Below are 17284 nucleotides of genomic sequence, written 5' to 3' on the forward strand. Positions count from 1 at the left end.
CGATGACCGGTAGCGCCGGGCCATGCCCGGCGAGCGCAGCGGATGGGTAATGCCGGGCCATGCCCGGCGCAAGCAAGTATCATCGGCCCCCTGCGCATTGGGGAATGTTCATGGACGTACAGAACGGAGGCCACGCGCCGCCGATGAAATGGGGGTGGCGCTACCTGGCCTGGGCCGGTCTTCCGCTGCTGGCCGGCCTGTTGCTGGCCCGCTATGCCGGCCCGGGCGTGCCTGTGGCGGCGGCCAAGGCCGAAGCCGTGGTCGGCGCCGATTGGGCCCATCACCTGACCTCGCCGCTGGGGCTGTTCCTGGTGCAGCTGCTGGTGCTGCTGCTGGTGGCCAAGGCGGCCGGCGCGCTGCTCAAGCGCCTGGGGCAACCGGCGGTGATCGGCGAAATGGCAGCTGGCCTGATGATGGGACCGCTGCTGCTGGGCAGTCTGCTGCCGCAGGTCCATGGCCTGCTGTTCCCGGCCGCGTCGCTGGGGCCGCTGGGCATGCTCAGCCAGTTGGGCGTGTTGATGTTCCTGCTGGTGGCCGGTGCCGAACTGGACCTGGGCGCACTGCGCGGGCGCCGCCGGTTCGCGTTCACCGTCAGCCACGCCGGCATTGCCGTGCCATTCGTGCTGGGCGTGCTGCTGGCGGTGTGGTTGTATCCGCAGCATGGGCCGCAGGGCGTGGGCTTCACCGCGTTCGCGCTGTTCGTGGGCGTGTCGATGAGCATCACCGCCTTTCCGGTGCTGCTGCGCATCCTGGCCGACCGCGGCATCACCCACAGCCCGCTGGGGCAGACCGCCATTGCCTGCGCTGCACTAGGCGATGCCACGGCGTGGTGCCTGCTGGCATTGATCGTGGCCGCCGCGCAGGCCACTGGCTGGCTGACGGCCAGCCTGAACCTGGTCTGCGTGGTGCTGTTCGTGGCGATCATGCTGGGCGTGGTCAAGCCCTGGTTCGTGCGCCAGCAGATTGTTGCCGGGCGCGAGGGGCGCTGGCTGCTGGGCATCCTGCTGCTGGCCCTGGCCAGCGCTCTGGTGACCGAAGTGCTGGGTATCCATGCCTTGTTCGGTGCGTTCGCCGCCGGCGTGGCGGTGTCGTCCAACGAGCAGCTGCGGCACCTGCTGATGGCGCGGGTGGAACCGTTCGCGGTGACCCTGCTGCTGCCGCTGTTCTTCGCGATGACCGGCCTGCGCATGCGCGCCGATGCGCTGCAGACCCAGGACATCCTGCTGTGCGTGGTGGTGATTGCGGTGGCCACGGCGGGCAAGCTGCTGGGCACCTTCAGCGCCGCACGCAGTACCGGCATGCCCAGCCGCGAGGCGTGGCGCCTGGGCGCGCTGATGAACACCCGCGGCTTGATGGAGCTGATCGTGCTGAACCTGGGCTACGAACTAGGCCTGCTGGGCGATCGCCTGTTCGCGGTGCTGGTGATCATGGCGCTGGTGACCACCGCGATGACCGGGCCGCTGCTGAACCTGATCGAGCGCCGCCGCACCGCGCGGTAGCTTTTGTAGAGTCGAGCCATGCTCGACTTCCGCTCTTGTAGAGTCGAGCTTGCTCGACTGAACCAGAACCAGCCGAGCATGGCTCGGCTCTACAACAAAAGCAGTCGAGCAAGCTCGACTCTACGTTCAAAGCAGTCGAGCAAGCTCGACGCTACGGTTACCTGGCTGGCACCAGGGTCACGGTGTGCTGCGCGGGGCCTGGCAGGAACGGGGTCGGGCGACCGTGTACCCAGTCTTCGTGGCCGGCGCCCCAGTACGGTGACAGCGGGTGCCCGCTCTGCCCGCCGGGCATGTGCACGATGCCGTCGGCTTCGTGGCCGGGCGACACCACCATGCGCTGCGATGCGCCGAAGTTCGGCCCCTGCACACGCGGCATGTCACGGTCGCCGGGCAGCGGATCGGCGGGCATGCACAGCCAGCGCTGGGCGAAGGCGGGCAGGGCACGTGCCACCGGCTGGCAGATTGCGGCGGTGTTGCGTTCGCCCCAGTTGCGCTGCTGCAGCGGCCCTTGCTGCGACAGGTCGGCCTCCAGTTCGCGTGCGGCCGTGGCCAGCAGGTCATCCCAGCTGGCCACGCCCGGCGGCAGCAGATTCGCCGGGCGCTGTTCCAGCATCGGCCAGACCACGCCTTCCAGCTGCGCCAGCCGTGGCGGCAGGAAGTCATCGCCCAGCTGCGCCTTGGCCGGTGCCAGCAGGGCGCCTTCCACGGCATCGAGCACCTTGCCGCGGAAGCCGCGGGTGATGCGGTAGCTGACCGAATCCACCGATGCGCGGCCGTCCCAGTGCGCGTTGGCCGCATGCAGCCGCTGCAGCGCAGGGTCGCTGCTGGCGGCGGTCACCTCCTGCAGCAGCGCCCACCAGCGCTGCAGGAACACCGCGCGATCATCCAGCTGGATGGCCAGCAGCGCGTGTTCGTCGAAGCGATCGCGCGCGACCAGCAGGTCGCGGATCTGCTGGCCGCGTGCGCCCAGGTCGTAGCCGCCATTGCCGACGGTGGCCAGTCGTTGTTCGTCCACCACCCGGCTGTTGGCGGTCCACAGCCGATGCGCAGGCGGGTCGATCAGCGCCGGAGCGGCATCGCTGCGGATGCCCCAGGGGGCGCAGTCGGGCGTGTCCAGGTTGTCGTTGAATCCTTGTGGCAGGCAGCCCAGGCCGCGGTCGGGCCGCGCGCCCACCAACCGCCAGGCGATACGCCCGCTGCGATCGGCAATGACCAGGTTCTGCGCCGGAATGCCGGCGTGGTCGGCCACCTGCAGCGCCTGCTGCAGCGTGCCGGCGCGGGCCATATCGGCGAAATCCATGCGCACCGCACCCGGCAGCTGCGCGACCCAGCGCAGCGCGTCGCCGCTGCCGTCTGCATGGGTGTGCACGATCGGCCCCCAGGCGCTTTCGCGCACCGGGAAGCGGACCGGCGCCTGCCCAGCCACGTCGATACGTTCCTCGTGCACGGTCACGGCCGCATCGGCCGGTTCGCGGCGGAAGTCGGCCGTGTCGATGTAGCTGTTGGTGAAGCCCCAGGCCACGTGGCCGTTGCTGCCTACGATCACCGCCGGCACCCCCGGCAGCGAGAAACCGCTGATGTCGACCCGGCCGCCCGGTGCATCGGGATCGAGATAGCGCAGCCGCACGCGGAACCAGAGTGCCGGCGCGCGCAGGCCCAGATGCATGTCGTCGGCCACGATGGCGCGGCCGTCGCGGGTCAGCGTGCCGTCCACGGCGAAGTTGTTGCTGCCCACCGCATCGGCGTCCGCCGCGCCGGTGGCGGGCGCGGCGGCAAGCGTGCGCAGGTCCAGCTGGGTGGCATCGGGCAGGGTCGCGTTGCCGCGCGGTTCGCCCAGCAGCGGGGCGTCCCACTGGCTGCCATCGTGGGCCAGCAGCGCGTACAGCGCCGGCGGCACCACCGCGCGGATGCGCGCCAGCGCCAGTTCGTTCTGGTTGGCCGGGTCCTGCAGGTCGGCATACATGGCCAGCCCGGCCAGCACGCTGTCGCTGGCCTGCCAGGCTTGTGGCGCCTGGCGCAGCAGCAGGTAGGCCCACGGCCGCACCGGCAGCGAGGCCAGCCCTTCGTTCACGCCGGCCACGTAGGCCTGCACCACGGCCGGCTGGCTGCCCAGCGCCTGCGCAAGATGGGCGTCGGTGCGCGCGCGCAGGCGATGCACGCGCATGCGCTTGTCGGCGTCGATGGCCGCCGGCCCGAACAAAGCGGACAGCTCGCCGGCGGCACTGCGCCGCATCAGGTCCATTTCGAAGTAACGCTCCTGCGCGTGCACGCGGCCCAGTGCGCGCATGGCGTCGGCCTGGTTGCCCGCGGTGATGGTGACCACGCCCAGCGCGTCGCGCTCCACGCTGACGGCCGCGGACAGGCCCGGCAGGGCGCGTTCGCCGTCCAGCTCGGCCAGGCTGCCGCGCAGCAGCAGCCAGATCGCCAGGCTGGCCAGTACCACCAGGGCCAGCACACACCACAACAACCGCAGCAGCCAACGACGCATGGACAGGGCCCGTGAGCAGGTGAACCCCGATTCTAGCCACAGCCGGTGACCGGCCGCATCGCGAGCGCAACTGCGACTGATTCTGATTAGATCACCGTGATTTCAGATGGGGCACCATGGGCGCCATCGATTCACAGGAGCTCCCCCCATGAAAGGCAATCCGGACGTCATCGCCTGCCTGAAGGAACTGCTGCGCGGCGAACTTGCTGCCCGCGACCAGTACTTCATCCATTCCCGCCGCTACGAGGACCAGGGCCTGTTCGCGCTGTACGAACGCCTGAACCACGAGATGGAAGAGGAAACCCAGCACGCCGATGCCCTGCTGCGCCGCATCCTGTTCCTGGGGGGCGACCCGGACATGCGCCCGCACGCCAGCGAGCCGGGCAAGACCGTGGAAGAGATGCTGCAGAAGGACCTGGACACCGAGTACGCCGTGCGCAACAACCTGGCGGCCGGCATGAAGCTGTGCGAGGAGAACGGCGATTACGTCAGCCGCGACATCCTGCTGGCACAGCTGAAGGACACCGAAGAAGACCACGCCTGGTGGCTGGAACAGCAGCTGGGCCTGATCAAGCGCATCGGCCTGGAGCTGTACCAGCTGAGCAAGATCGAAAGCGGCGGCGCCCCGGCGCATTGATCCGCAGGTGGCGCCGGGCCATGCCTGGTACCGCCGACCACGCAACGTCGCCCGCCAGCACTGGAGCATCGCGCGCCCGCTTTCGCCAGCCAGCCGCTCCGCCGCCCGCCAGCCGACAAACGAAAAAGCCGGGGAATGCCCCGGCTTTTTCGTTTGTCGGCTGGCCGCCAGGGCGTGTCAACCAAGGTTGACACCTACCGAAGCGGGGGGCCGGGGGCGGCGGAGAGGGACTGGGTCGGATCCGTTTTCATCGAAAACGGCTCTGACCCGACTGCATGTAAAGCGGTGATCTGAACTGGGTGGGTAGTTCCCACAGCCTTAATTGCCGCGCGTGCTGGTCCAAACGACGACCGGATGACGGATTTGCGGAGATCTGGAGTCGGATGCCGATATCCCCTTGAAATCCAGGTTGGCAGCGGAGCTCGTGAGGATTGACCCGTAATGAGGGTTTTGAGACGCTTCTGGCTTCATATTCAGGGAGGGGGTATGGTTGCGCAGTCGATTGAGGACATCAAGGCTAGTCTTGAAGGTCTTGATGACGATGTGGATGGAGTGGATTCGTCGAAATTCAAAGGTCAGACCTTTGGGGATGAACAGGAGTTCAGTGCGAAGTCTCTTGTCGCCGGTGTCCGTGCAATAGTCGCAGACATTCGCGGGCAGCTTCGGAAGCCGGAAAGGTTTTTTAGAATTACGACAGTTGCTGAAAGGCGATCAATTGCGTCGAAAGTTGCTGTCCTAAGAACTGCCTTGCAGCAACAACAGTTCGAATCAGTCGCGCAGACATTGCAGGAGCTGAAATTAGTGCTCCGGCCGTTTCAGTTGAGAGGGTCGCCGGAGACAAGAGAGCAGTTGGAGACTGCTGTCGATGAGCTCCATCGACAAGTTGCTGCAATTAAAGATGAACGAAAGAAGATTGCCGAAGAGCATGCAAAGCTGCTTGAGCTTTCTGCTGAAGTATCAGCTAGGCTTGAAGAGTCTGGGATCCTGCTCAAAGGGATAGAGGATTCCGGATCAACGATGAGTGATGCGCTCACCGAAGCGCAGCAAAAATTGGACGAGATTGATGAGCTCAAGAGCTCAGCAGCATCTGCTTCACAGAGTGCTGGAGAGTCTCAGGTGAGTGCAGCCGCGAGTAAGGAGCTAGTCGATGAGTTCTCTAAGAAGATTGCTATGCGAGAGACTCAGTTGGTTGACCAGCAGGTAATGACAGTGGCGTTCACAGATGCGCTCGCACAGCATCGAGCCGCGATGTCCGAGATTGAAGGGGAAGCCGAGAGAATTATTGAATCTGCTAGGACGGCTCTTTCTTACAAAACCGCAGAGGGCCTGAGCGCGGCTTTCAATGAGCGATACACAGAGACGAGTGAAGATTCCAAGCGAAAGTTCTGGCTGATCGCCGCGGGTGTTCTCGTGTTCATGGCGGTGCTGCTTGGTATCTGGATAACGTGGGATACCAAGGTCACCATTGCAGTGGTTGCGGGGCGTGTATCTTTGATTCCGATACTTATCGGTGGTGCTTGGTTCTGTGCGCATCAGTACGTCAAGCTTGCAAATATCGCCGAAGAGTACGCTTACAAGAGTGTACTCTCAAAATCGATCGTCGGATTCTCTGGGCAAATGTCTAAGGAAAATGATGGTGAAAGCGATCACTCGCATTACATACGTACGGTGTTGGCTGAAATTCACACCAATCCGCTGAGGGCGCAGGCGAAGAAAGTGGTGCCGAGCGATCGTGTAGGAGAGATCGAGAGTGCTGAGAAATTGCTCAAGATTTTCACGGACTTGCAGAAGGCCCAGAAGTAGCAGTTCCGTGGGCTTCAATTCCTCCGGATGGGGCGCGGAACCCGGTTCCTCATGCCTTGATCGATTAGAGAGGGCATCCCCATCAGATGGGCGTCCAGGGGAGAGCTGGGGCCCCATCGAAGGGACTTGGTGACTTTCAATTCCGCGGGTCTGGGGCGCGGATCGAAGCTGAGCTCATTTGGCGGCTCGCTGGTGGTGGCTTGGACTATCTGGAACCTACGCACCAAATGCGAATAGCCGGGTTTCCCCGGCTATTTGCGTTCAAGTGGTCAGCAATTGTTGCCTACGCCTTGTCGATGGCGCTGACCAAGCCTGGTATCAACTAGCAAAGGCGTGTCAACCAAGGTTGACACCTACCGAAGCGGGGCGGTGGCCGGGGGCCGGGGTCAGAGCCCTTTCCGTGGGAAAGGGATCCGACCCCATGCGCGTCACTCCACCGACAGGCCTTCGACCTTCTGCCAGCCGCGCGGCAGCAGGTGGCCGCGGGTGGCGCGGGCGCCCAGGTAGGCTTCCAGTTCGTTGAACTTCAGGCCCATGGTGCGCTGGCCACTGCGCACCTGCAGGGTCTGCCCCGGGCTGATGGCCACCACGGCCACCACGCGCTCGGTGGCGAGCTTGGCCTTGGGGATCTCGATGATCTTGTTGCCCTTGCCCTTGTCCAGTTCCGGCAGGTCGCTGGCGATGATCGCCAGCAGGTTGCCCGAGCTGGTGACCGCCACGATGCGGTCGGTGGCCACGTTGGCCACCACCGCCGGGGTCAGCACCGACGAGCCGGCCGACAGGTTCAGCATGGCCTTGCCGGCCTTGTTGCGGCCGATCAGGTTCTCGAAGCGGGTGACAAAGCCATAGCCGTGGGTGGACGCCAGCACGAAGCGGGTGTCCGGTTCGGCGCTGGCCAACGTGACGAAGCTTGTGCCCGGCGCCGGCGAGAAGCGGCCGGTGAGCGGTTCACCATTGCCGCGCGCCGAGGGCAGGGTATGCACCGGCGTGGAATAGGCGCGGCCTTCGCTGTCCAGGAACGCGACCTGCTGGGTGCTGCGTGCGCGCACGGCACCCTGCAGGGCGTCGCCATCGCGGTAGGACAGGGCGGACGCATCGACGTCGTGGCCCTTGGCGGCACGGATCCAGCCCTTCTCCGACAGCACCACGGTCATCGGCTCGCTGGGCACCAGTTCGGTTTCGTCGATGGCCTGAGCGGCCTGACGCTGCACCAGCGGCGAACGGCGTGCATCGCCGAACTTCTTGGCGTCGGCCTGCAGCTCGTCGCGGATCAGCTTCTTCAGCTTGGCCTTGCTGTCCAGGATGCCGAGGATCTTCTCGCGTTCCTTGGCCAGCTCGTCCTGCTCGCCACGGATCTTCATTTCTTCCAGGCGGGCCAGCTGCTTCAGCTTGGTTTCCAGGATGTACTCGGCCTGGTCTTCGGACAGCCCGAAGCGCGCGATCAGCGCTGCCTTCGGTTCGTCCTCGGTACGGATGATGTGGATCACCTCGTCCAGGTTCAGGAACGCCACCAGCAGGCCTTCCAACAGGTGCAGGCGGCGGTCGACCTTCTGCAGGCGGTGCTGCAGGCGGCGGGTGACGGTGCTGCTGCGGAATGCCAGCCACTCGCTCAGCAGGGTCTTCAGGTTCTTCACCTGCGGACGCCCGTCCAGGCCGATCACGTTGAGGTTGACGCGGTAGCTGCGCTCCATGTCGGTGGTGGCGAACAGGTGGCCCATCAGCTGTTCGGCGTCCACGCGGTTCGAGCGCGGCACCAGCACCACCCGCACCGGGTTGGCGTGGTCGGATTCATCGCGGATATCTTCCAGCCACGGCAGCTTCTTGGCGCGCATCTGCGCGGCGATCTGTTCGATCACCTTCGACGGCGACACCTGGAACGGCAGCGCGGTCACCACGATGTTGTTGGCTTCCTTGGTGAAGGTTGCACGCGCACGCACGCTGCCGTTGCCGGTTTCGTACATGTTGCGCAGGTCGTTGGCCGCGGTGATGATCTCGGCGTTGGACGGATAGTCCGGGCCCTTCACGTGTTCGCACAGGTCGCGCACGCTGGCGTCGGGATCGTCCAGCAGGTGCAGCAGGGCGCTGACGATCTCGTTGAGGTTGTGCGGCGGCACGTCGGTGGCCATGCCCACGGCAATGCCGGTGGTGCCGTTCAACAGCAGGTGCGGCAGCCGCGCCGGCATCCAGGTCGGTTCCTGCAGCGTGCCGTCGAAGTTCGGCGCCCAGTCGGTGGTGCCCTGGCCCAGCTCGCCCAGCAGCACTTCGGCGATCGGGGTCAGCTTGGATTCGGTGTAGCGCATGGCCGCGAACGACTTCGGGTCGTCGCTGGAACCGAAGTTGCCCTGGCCTTCGATCAGCGGGTAGCGGTACGAGAACGGCTGGGCCATCAGCACCAGTGCTTCGTAGCAGGCGCTGTCGCCGTGCGGGTGGTACTTACCGATGACGTCACCGACGGTACGCGCGGACTTCTTCGGCTTGGACGCGGCGTTCAGGCCCAGCTCGCTCATCGAATAGATGATGCGGCGCTGCACCGGCTTCAGGCCATCGCCGATGAACGGCAGGGCGCGGTCCAGGACCACGTACATGGAGTAGTCGAGGTAAGCGCGTTCGGCGTACTCGCGCAGCGGCAGTTGTTCGAAACCGTGGAACACGGGGCGGGCAAGTTCGGTCATGCGGCGTTGTTACCTATGTCGGGAGGCGAAGACGGCGGTCGGCGCTCTCAATACGCTGATTATCCGGATGCGGCGGGGGATGCCAAGCCGCGCGCGGGGTCCAGGGTCGATTCCAGGCCATTGCCGACCCGGGCCAGGTAGCGCCCGGGGGGCAGGCCGAAGTGGCGGCGGAACACGGTGACGAAGGCGCTGGCGCTGCTGAAACCCAGTGCGTGGGCGATGTCGGCCACGCTGTGGCCCTCGCTCAGCCGGCGCAGGGCCTCGGCCAGCCGCGCCTGCTGCCGCCACTGGGCGAAGCTGAGGGTGGTCTCGTCGCGGAAGTGCCGGGTCAGGCTGCGCGGCGACAGCCCGGCCCAGTGTGCCCAGTCGGCCAGGCTGCGCTCGTCGGACGGTTCGGCCAGCAGCTGCGAGGCGATCTTCAGCAGGCGCCGGTCGCGCGGCATGGGCAGGTGCATGCGCTGGCGGGGCGCGTTGCGGATCTCATCCAGCATGACCTGGATGATGTGGCGGCGGTCCTCGCTGCCTTCGTATTCCAGCGGCCACTCACAGATGCGCTCGGCCACCGCCTGGGCCAGCCGTGACAAGCCCAGCACGCAGGGGTCGGCGGGCAGGTCGCTGCATAGGGGCGCGGCCAGGGCCATGCCCCAGCCGCGCATCGGCCCGTCCAGGCTGACCGTGTGGGCTTCCAGCGGCGGCATCCAGCCGGCCGAACCCGGCGCCAGCGACCAGGTGCCGTGCGAGGTGCGGGTGGTCAGCAGGCCGCGTTCCACGCAGATCAGCTGCGCCCGCGCATGGTGGTGCCAGTCCACTTCACGGGCCAGGCCCTGTGGGCTGTCGAAGCGGAAGGCGATGATCGGCGGGCCATCGTTGCGCTCGAACCAGTCCAGCGCCACCTCGCGCAGCAGGGTGGATGGGCCCGGTTCACCGGCGTTCACGCGCGCCGGGGGTGGCTGGAATGTGACATTCATTGGCTGGATTGTACTACCGGGCCAGCCCAGAGGCCCCTTAAGGTGTGCGCCTTCATCGAATCCAGCCCATTGCTGCAACACAGCATTTGATGCCAGATCGAATATTTCCATTGAGAAATATTTTTTTTGGAAGAAAATGCTCTCCCATGATCTGTCCTCCCACGACCCCGGCCGGCTTCGGCCCCCCCAGCTTTGGCCTGCTGCTGCGCCAGGTGCGCGACGGCCTGGTTCGCCAGCTCGATGCGTCCATGGCCGAAGAAGACCTCGGCATCGGCTTCACCCATTACATCGGCCTGAAGCTGCTGGCGCGCATGGCCCCGTGCACGGCCAACGAACTGGCCCAGGCCATCGACCAGGTGCCCAGCGCGGTGACCCGCCTGCTGGACAAGCTGGAAGCGCTGGGCTGCGTGCGCCGCGAGCCGCATGCGCAGGACCGCCGGGCGCTGCAGATCGTGCTGACCGATGAAGGCCGCGCCCTGTGGGCACGGCTGCAGAAGCGCGGCGACGCGGTGATGGATTTCGCCCTGCGCGATCTGTCCGCTGACGAACGCGCGCTGTTGTTGTCCCTCCTGACCCGTATCCGCGATTCCCTGACGACCCCATGAACCCGATCCCGTCCCTTACTCTCCGCCGGTCCGGGCGTGCGCTGCTGGTATCTGCGCTGGCCCTGGCCCTGGCCGCCTGCGCCAGCAGCCGCGGCCTGACCCCGCAGGGCCACGTCCTGGACGTGGACAGCCTGCACAGCGAACGCACCCTGGCCGACAGCGACCTGAGCGCGGCCGGCTTCCCCGCCCAGGACTGGTGGAAGGCCTTCGGTGACGCGCAGCTGGATGCGCTGATTGCCGAAGGGCTGGCCAGCCACCCCAGTCTGGACGCGGCCGACGCGCGCCTGCGCCAGGCCCAGTCGCAGGTCGGCACCGCACGTGCTGATCGCCTGCCCAGCCTGTCGGTGTCCGGTGGCTACACCGGTGTGCGCCTGCCCGAATCGATGGTGGGCGATGAAGTGGGCGGCCATTACGGCGGCAGCGGTCAGGTCGCCTTCGATTTCAGCTACGGCATCGACCTGTGGGGCGGCAAGCGCGCCGCCTGGGAAGCGGCGGTGGATGGCGCACACGCCGCGACCGTCGACGCGCAGGCGGCACGCCTGAACCTGTCCACCGGCATTGCCCAGGCCTACGCCGAACTGGCCTATGCGTGGCAGCTCAACGATGTGGCCGAGGAAGAACTGGCGCGTTCGCAGAAGTCGCTGGAGCTGACCCGCCAGCGCCGCCGCGCCGGCATCGACAGCGACCTGCAGGTGCGCCAGGCCGAGGCCCGCGTGCCGGCCGCGCAGCAGCAGCTGCAGGCCGCCCAGCAGCGTATCGACGCCGGCCGCACCGCACTGGCCGCGCTGGTCGGCAAGGGCCCGGACCGTGGCCTGTCGATTGAACGCCCGCAGCCGCTGAACCCGCTCGCCCTGCAGTTGCCGGGCGTGCTGCCCAGCGAGCTGCTGGGCCGTCGCCCGGACATCGTCGCCGCGCGCTGGCGCGTGGAAGCGGCCGACAAGCAGATCAAGGTGGCCAAGACCAAGTTCTACCCGAGCTTCAACCTGACCGCGCTGGCCGGCGTGGTGGCGCCGAACGTGGGTGACCTGCTGCAGAGCAGCTCCACCTTCGCCTACATCGGCCCGGCGCTGAGCATGCCGATCTTCGAAGGCGGCAAGCTGCGCGCGAACCTGGCCAACACCGATGCGCAGTACGACCTGGCCGTGGCCAACTACAACCAGGCCGTGCTGGATGCGCTGCGCGACGTGGCCGACCAGGTCAACGCGGTGCGCTCGCTGGGTCAGCAGGCGCAGTCGCAGCAGCAGACGGTGGATACCGCGCGTGCCGCCTTTGATATCGCCCAGCAGCGCTACCGCGCCGGCATCGGCAGCTACCTGGACGTGCTGAGCGCGCAGTCCACCCTGCTGCAGTCGCAGCAGCAGCTGGCCGGCCTGCAGTCGCAGCAGGTGCAGACCTCGGTGCGCCTGAGCAAGGCGCTGGGTGGTGGTTTCCAGCCCAGCGACGCCGACCGCGCACCGGTCGCCTCCCATTCCGATTCCTCGCATTCCTGAAGATTCCTGCCATGAGCCAGACCCAGACTCCTGCGGCACCCGCCGCCCCCAACCGCCGCGGCAACCTGCTGCGCGGCCTGTTCGTGATCGTCGTGCTGCTGCTTGCGGCACTGGCGCTGTGGTACTTCATGTTCGGCCGCTGGTTCGAAGAAACCGACGACGCCTACGTGCAGGGCAACCTGGTGCAGATCACCCCGCTGGTGCCCGGCACCGTGGTCGCCATCAATGCCGATGACGGCATGCGCGTGGAGCGCGGCCAGCTGCTGGTGCAGCTGGACCCGGCCGACACCTCGGTGGCGCTGCAGCAGGCCGAAGCCAACCTGGCCAAGACCGTGCGCCAGACCCGTGGCCTGTACCGCAGCGTGGAAGGTGCCCAGGCGGACTTGAACGCCCGCCAGGTGACCCTGAAGCGCGTGCGCGAAGACTTCGCCCGCCGCAAGGACCTGGCCGCCACCGGCGCCATCTCCAACGAAGAACTGGCCCACGCCCGCGACGAGCTGGCCGCCGCCGAAGCGGCCGTGGCCGGTTCGCGCGAGACCGTCGAGCGCAACCGCGCGCTGGTCGATGACACCGTGATCGCCACCCAGCCGGACGTGCAGGCCGCCGCCGCGCAGCTGCGCCAGGCCTTCCTCAACAACGCCCGCGCCGGCATCGTTGCGCCGGTGACCGGCTACGTCGCCCGTCGTTCGGTGCAGGTGGGCCAGCGCGTGCAGCCGGGCAATGCCCTGATGGCCGTGGTGCCGACCGAACAGATGTGGGTGGAAGCGAACTTCAAGGAAACCCAGCTGCGCCACATGCGCCTGGGCCAGGAAGTGGAGCTGAAGTCGGACCTGTATGCCGGTGATGTGAAGTACACCGGCCGCATCCAGAGCCTGGGCCTGGGCACCGGTTCGGCGTTCTCGCTGCTGCCGGCGCAGAATGCCAGCGGCAACTGGATCAAGATCGTGCAGCGCGTGCCGGTGCGCATCGCCATCGATGCCAAGCAGCTGGCCGAACACCCGCTGCGCATTGGCCTGTCGATGAAGGCCGAAGTGAGCCTGCGCGACCAGAAGGGTGAAGTGCTGCCGACCGCTGCCGCCAAGGGCACCGTGTTCGACACCGATGTGTATGCCAAGCAGTTGCACGATGCCGACGAGGTGATCCACACGATCATCCAGGGCAACCTGCCGCAGCAGGCCAAGGCGAGCTGAGGTCGGCCATGTCCGCACAAGCTCCAGCCGCGCCCGGAACGCCGGGCGCACCGGCGGCGCCGGGTGCGGCCGCCGGATTCCTGCCGCCCAGCGTGGCCCTGTGCACCGTGGGCCTGGCGATGGCCTCGTTCATGCAGGTGCTCGACACCACCATCGCCAACGTTTCGCTGCCCACCATCGCCGGTAACCTGGGCGCCAGTTCGCAGCAGGCCACCTGGGTCATCACCTCGTTCGCGGTCAGCACGGCCATCGCGCTGCCGCTGACCGGTTGGCTCAGCCGCCGCTTTGGTGAGCGCAAGCTGTTCATCTGGGCCACGCTGGCCTTCGTCATCACCTCGCTGCTGTGTGGCCTGGCGCAGAGCATGGGCATGCTGGTGGTATCGCGTGCCCTGCAGGGTTTCGTGGCCGGCCCGATGTACCCGATCACCCAGTCGCTGCTGGTGTCGATCTATCCACGCGAGAAACGTGGGCAGGCGCTCGCCCTGCTGGCGATGATCACCGTGGTGGCGCCGATCTGCGGCCCGATCCTGGGCGGCTGGATCACCGACAACTACAGTTGGGAATGGATCTTCCTGATCAACGTTCCGCTGGGCATCTTCGCCGCGCTGGTGGTGGGCAATCAGTTGAAGGGCCGCCCGGAGCATATTGAAAAGCCGAAGATGGACTACGTCGGCCTGGTCACCCTGGTGATCGGTGTGGGCGCGCTGCAGCTGGTGCTGGATCTGGGCAACGACGAAGACTGGTTCGCGTCGACCAAGATCGTGGTGCTGGCCTGCGTGGCGGTGGTGGCGCTGGCGGTGTTCCTGATCTGGGAACTGACCGACAAGGACCCGATCGTCGACCTGAAGCTGTTCCGCCACCGCAACTTCCGCGCCGGTACGCTGGCGATGGTGGTGGCCTATGCGGCGTTCTTCAGCGTGTCGCTGCTGATCCCGCAATGGCTGCAGCGTGACATGGGCTACACCGCCATCTGGGCGGGCCTGGCCACGGCGCCGATCGGCATCCTGCCGGTGATCATGACCCCGTTCGTCGGCAAGTACGCCTCGCGCTTCGACATGCGGATGATCGCTTCGTTTGCGTTCGTGTTCCTGTCCTTCACCAGCTTCATGCGGTCCAACTTCAACCTGCAGGTGGACTACACGCATGTGGCTGGCGTGCAGCTGATCATGGGTATTGGCGTGGCGCTGTTCTTCATGCCGGTGCTGCAGATCCTGCTGTCGGACCTGGACGGTCGCGAGATCGCGGCGGGCTCTGGCCTGGCCACCTTCCTGCGTACCTTGGGTGGCAGCTTCGCCGCATCGTTGACCACGTGGTTGTGGGCGCGGCGTACCCAGGTGCACCACGCCGACCTGACCGAACACATCTCGGCCTACCAGCCGGGCATGCAGGACCAGGTGACCGCGATGGGGCAGGGCGACCTGCAGCATGGCGCCGCGGTGCTCAACAACATGATCAACCACCAGGCCTCGCAGATGGCGTTCAACGACATCTTCTACCTGCTGGGCTGGACGTTCCTGGCGATCATCGCGTTCCTGTGGCTGGCCAAGCCGCCGTTTGGCGCCGGTGCCGGTGCCGCGTCGGCGGGCGGGCATTGATCGTGCGATTCGTAACATGAAAGAACCCGCCGCATGGCGGGTTTTTTCTTGGCGTTCTCTTGGGCGTGGCGTAGCGCACGGGCCGGGCACGTGCGTGCGGGACTCGCCGCACATCGGCCATCAGCCATGAGCGCTGTTCAGGTGCCCACATTCGACAGGCCGCACCGACGTTCCATCCAATGGACAGCTCGCAGCAGCTCCTGCTGAGGCAGCGATCGAAATGCATGCAGAACGCGCATCTCCAGTGGATCGTGGATCATCTCGACCTCGGCCGGAGGCGCTGCGTCCGGCTCCACCATTCCAGGGGCTCCACGCCCAGTGGCCAGCCATTCGAATGACACGCCGGTAACCACTGCAAGACGCAGTATGCGGTCCGTTGCAGGTCGCCCTCGTGCAGTGCCTTCCCAGTTCGCGATCGCGGTTCGTGTCACGCACAGTCGCTGCGCCAGCGCCTGCTGCGTCATTCCCGCGCTGAGGCGGGCTATCCGCACCCTCCTTGAAAAATGCATGACCTACCTTCCATCCATGAAAAGCGAGGTGAACAGAAATATCGCTCCGCTGCAGCTTAGTCAAGACGGCAGGCGGAAGAGTGCCTCAGCCAGCTCACCGAGACGAGAATCCGCGATCAGTTCAAACAATCCGCCCGCCCGCCTTGGCGTCCGCTGGGTGAGCAACTCTGACCATCTGTGTCTCGCACTACGCACATGCTGACGCAAGCTACTGATAGTCAATGGATTGAGCCTATTGAAGGGCAGCCAATGCCCATGCGCTCGATCTGAAATCGTATTGACACACGTTAAGCCGTGCTTCAAAAAGCAGCTGGGCACAGTCTGAATTCCATCACTGGCCAAAGGCTGTTTGTAGTGATGGTCGCGCCTTCAAGCGCGCATTGAGCGCAGGAGCAGACAATGCGTGGCCGCATGCAGGCTGGGGTGCGAAGAATTCGCTTGAATCAGCACATTGATTCAACGATTGGCTGCCGGAGCCGTTCCGGATTGAACCATGGACAGAGATACATTCAATGATGAATTTCCTGGAAGACAGTACTGCCATTTCCTTCACCGACGCAGAAGCAATGGAAGCCGACATCGCCGCGCCGAGCCAGGCCGTCATCGTAGGCGAGAACCTCATCTTCATCACCCGGGACCCGGAGTAAGAAGGCAAGGTCGCAAGACCTTCTTTCCGTCTCTTCATTCAAATCACAAGGAAGAACCATGATCAATTTCAACTACGAATCCGATGCGCTGGCCGCCGTGGAGATCGAGGACATCGATGACGCCACCCCGAGCGTCACCATCATCACCAACTCGAACTTCACGTTCATCGTGCACGACCCCGATTAATACCCCTGCCGAGTGGGGGCGCCGCCCCCGCTCGGCATCCGCAACACGCTGAACAGGGATGTGAAGTGAACTGCATCATCGTAGAGCAGGTAGAGCCGACCCGGCTGGCGCGTACACTTGACTGGCATCTGAAGCACATAGAGAACTATCAGCCGTACTTTCCCGCGCACCACTACCGCGAGGACAAGGACACGCTGGCGTGGCGTTCCAAGCCACTCTGTGAACTGATATACCTCGTTCTGATCCTGCACCGGCTGGGGCTCGCGTCACCTGAATTCATCGCGTTGGAGCAGCGTACGCTGCGGGCGGCGCGTGAGTTCGAGTGGGAGGCGCTGATGGCAGAAGACCCGTCCTCATCGGTCTGCGTTGCCATGGCCATGGATCTACTTGACCTGCACGCGGTGCCGATACCCGGTCTCCGCGCGCAGTTCCTGCGCGCGCGCGCCAGCGGATATTTCCATTCCGTTCTGCGCATTCCCTTTCGCGACATGGACTATCACTACATGATGTCCAAGGTCGTGTCGGATGGCGATCGTGGTGCGCTCGATGCAGGTTTTGCGCTGACCGCGTTCGGTCTGGGAAAGAACCCATGCAGCTATACGGTCAATGACATCTACTCGCTGACACATGCGCTTTTCTACCTTACCGACATGGGCGCGATCGAGCTGGACCCGCTCACGTCAGGCGTAGCCGATGGGCGTCTGCGGCGGACCTTGATGGTCCTGGTCGCCATGCTGCTGCGCGGTGACAACAATGATGTACTGGGTGAGCTTCTGATCTGTGTTCGAATCTGCCGCCTTTCACTCAACGGCTTCGAGCAGCGGCTGTGTACTGCGGCAATGGCGAAGATCCTGGCGGGGATGGCGCCGGACGGGTGTGTTCCGTCTTCCACCCGATCGATCGAGCGCGCCGCCTGTGGTAGCGCCAAGTTCCTTGAGGTCTATCACACCACTTTGGTGGCCTCCATTCTGCTTGGTTTGCGCGGGGAGTAAGG

14 protein-coding genes are annotated in these 17284 nt (G+C 65.5%); 10 read left to right on the top strand and 4 right to left on the bottom strand.

All coding sequences use genetic code 11. From position 1 onward, the window contains the following. Positions 1-104: 104 nt before the first annotated feature. Positions 105-1499, top strand: coding sequence for a cation:proton antiporter (locus C1932_RS06580; protein ID WP_108761612.1), 1395 nt, complete (start codon positions 105-107; stop codon positions 1497-1499). Between the two features lie 157 nt (positions 1500-1656). On the opposite strand, the gene C1932_RS06585 is transcribed toward C1932_RS06580, so the two are convergent. Continuing rightward, positions 1657-3987: a penicillin acylase family protein gene (locus tag C1932_RS06585; protein ID WP_108761613.1), complete on the bottom strand. Its 2331-nt coding sequence runs from the start codon at positions 3985-3987 to the stop codon at positions 1657-1659. Between the two features lie 148 nt (positions 3988-4135). Between C1932_RS06585 and bfr the strand changes: the two genes are divergently transcribed. Together bfr and C1932_RS06595 are read left to right on the top strand one after the other, a co-directional pair. Further along, the gene (gene bfr / locus C1932_RS06590) at positions 4136-4624 is read left to right on the top strand and encodes a bacterioferritin (RefSeq protein WP_108749081.1); all 489 of its coding nucleotides are present in this window, start codon (positions 4136-4138) and stop codon (positions 4622-4624) included. 486 nt (positions 4625-5110) lie between these two features. Then, complete coding sequence (locus C1932_RS06595) at positions 5111-6427, top strand: hypothetical protein (RefSeq protein WP_159094505.1); 1317 nt, start codon at positions 5111-5113, stop codon at positions 6425-6427. Between the two features lie 428 nt (positions 6428-6855). On the opposite strand, the gene parC is transcribed toward C1932_RS06595, so the two are convergent. Further along, positions 6856-9099: a DNA topoisomerase IV subunit A gene (gene parC / locus C1932_RS06600; protein WP_108761615.1), complete on the bottom strand. Its 2244-nt coding sequence runs from the start codon at positions 9097-9099 to the stop codon at positions 6856-6858. Positions 9100-9158: 59 nt separating this feature from the next. Further along, complete coding sequence (locus tag C1932_RS06605) at positions 9159-10067, bottom strand: helix-turn-helix transcriptional regulator (protein ID WP_108761616.1); 909 nt, start codon at positions 10065-10067, stop codon at positions 9159-9161. Positions 10068-10213: 146 nt separating this feature from the next. Between C1932_RS06605 and C1932_RS06610 the strand changes: the two genes are divergently transcribed. Genes C1932_RS06610 through emrB form a run of 4 tightly spaced genes read left to right on the top strand, consistent with a single transcriptional unit; the run spans position 10214 to position 14947 of the window. Continuing rightward, complete coding sequence (locus tag C1932_RS06610) at positions 10214-10672, top strand: MarR family transcriptional regulator (protein WP_108752608.1); 459 nt, start codon at positions 10214-10216, stop codon at positions 10670-10672. Further along, entirely contained in the window at positions 10669-12162 is a 1494-nt protein-coding gene (emrC, locus tag C1932_RS06615; RefSeq protein WP_108761617.1) for a multidrug efflux transporter outer membrane subunit EmrC, read from the top strand. Before C1932_RS06610 ends, emrC begins: the two co-directional genes overlap by 4 nt. 11 nt (positions 12163-12173) lie before the next feature. Further along, positions 12174-13352, top strand: a complete 1179-nt coding sequence (gene emrA / locus C1932_RS06620) for a multidrug efflux MFS transporter periplasmic adaptor subunit EmrA (RefSeq protein ID WP_108749086.1) — start codon at positions 12174-12176, stop codon at positions 13350-13352. An 8-nt stretch (positions 13353-13360) separates the two neighbouring features. Then, positions 13361-14947, top strand: a complete 1587-nt coding sequence (emrB, locus tag C1932_RS06625) for a multidrug efflux MFS transporter permease subunit EmrB (RefSeq protein ID WP_108761618.1) — start codon at positions 13361-13363, stop codon at positions 14945-14947. Positions 14948-15084: 137 nt separating this feature from the next. Here emrB and C1932_RS06630 read toward each other — a convergent pair whose 3' ends face one another. Further along, complete coding sequence (locus C1932_RS06630) at positions 15085-15456, bottom strand: helix-turn-helix transcriptional regulator (protein WP_108761619.1); 372 nt, start codon at positions 15454-15456, stop codon at positions 15085-15087. Between the two features lie 512 nt (positions 15457-15968). Here C1932_RS06630 and C1932_RS20105 point away from each other — a divergent pair. The 3 genes from C1932_RS20105 (at position 15969) to C1932_RS06635 (ending at position 17282) form a co-directional block, all read left to right on the top strand. After that, positions 15969-16103, top strand: coding sequence for a hypothetical protein (locus tag C1932_RS20105; protein WP_267895882.1), 135 nt, complete (start codon positions 15969-15971; stop codon positions 16101-16103). A gap of 58 nt (positions 16104-16161) precedes the next feature. Next, on the top strand, positions 16162-16290 hold the full coding sequence (locus tag C1932_RS20110) for a hypothetical protein (RefSeq protein WP_267895883.1): 129 nt from the start codon (positions 16162-16164) through the stop codon (positions 16288-16290). Positions 16291-16355: 65 nt separating this feature from the next. Further along, complete coding sequence (locus tag C1932_RS06635; protein WP_108752611.1) at positions 16356-17282, top strand: hypothetical protein; 927 nt, start codon at positions 16356-16358, stop codon at positions 17280-17282. The last annotated feature ends 2 nt before the right edge of the window (positions 17283-17284 follow it).

Source organism: Stenotrophomonas sp. YAU14D1_LEIMI4_1, assembly GCF_003086815.1.
In the GTDB taxonomy this organism is placed as follows: domain Bacteria; phylum Pseudomonadota; class Gammaproteobacteria; order Xanthomonadales; family Xanthomonadaceae; genus Stenotrophomonas.

Bases quoted from the DNA above. Each gene is read 5' to 3' on its own strand.
- C1932_RS06605 (WP_108761616.1), bottom strand. From the start codon at position 10,067: ATGAATGTCACATTCCAGCCACCCCCGGCGCGCGTGAACGCCGGTGAA.
- emrC (WP_108761617.1), top strand. From the start codon at position 10,669: ATGAACCCGATCCCGTCCCTTACTCTCCGCCGGTCCGGGCGTGCGCTG.
- parC (WP_108761615.1), bottom strand. From the start codon at position 9,099: ATGACCGAACTTGCCCGCCCCGTGTTCCACGGTTTCGAACAACTGCCG.
- emrA (WP_108749086.1), top strand. From the start codon at position 12,174: ATGAGCCAGACCCAGACTCCTGCGGCACCCGCCGCCCCCAACCGCCGC.
- C1932_RS06580 (WP_108761612.1), top strand. From the start codon at position 105: ATGTTCATGGACGTACAGAACGGAGGCCACGCGCCGCCGATGAAATGG.
- C1932_RS06610 (WP_108752608.1), top strand. From the start codon at position 10,214: ATGATCTGTCCTCCCACGACCCCGGCCGGCTTCGGCCCCCCCAGCTTT.
- C1932_RS20105 (WP_267895882.1), top strand. From the start codon at position 15,969: ATGATGAATTTCCTGGAAGACAGTACTGCCATTTCCTTCACCGACGCA.
- bfr (WP_108749081.1), top strand. From the start codon at position 4,136: ATGAAAGGCAATCCGGACGTCATCGCCTGCCTGAAGGAACTGCTGCGC.
- C1932_RS06630 (WP_108761619.1), bottom strand. From the start codon at position 15,456: ATGCATTTTTCAAGGAGGGTGCGGATAGCCCGCCTCAGCGCGGGAATG.
- C1932_RS06595 (WP_159094505.1), top strand. From the start codon at position 5,111: ATGGTTGCGCAGTCGATTGAGGACATCAAGGCTAGTCTTGAAGGTCTT.
- C1932_RS20110 (WP_267895883.1), top strand. From the start codon at position 16,162: ATGATCAATTTCAACTACGAATCCGATGCGCTGGCCGCCGTGGAGATC.
- C1932_RS06585 (WP_108761613.1), bottom strand. From the start codon at position 3,987: ATGCGTCGTTGGCTGCTGCGGTTGTTGTGGTGTGTGCTGGCCCTGGTG.
- emrB (WP_108761618.1), top strand. From the start codon at position 13,361: ATGTCCGCACAAGCTCCAGCCGCGCCCGGAACGCCGGGCGCACCGGCG.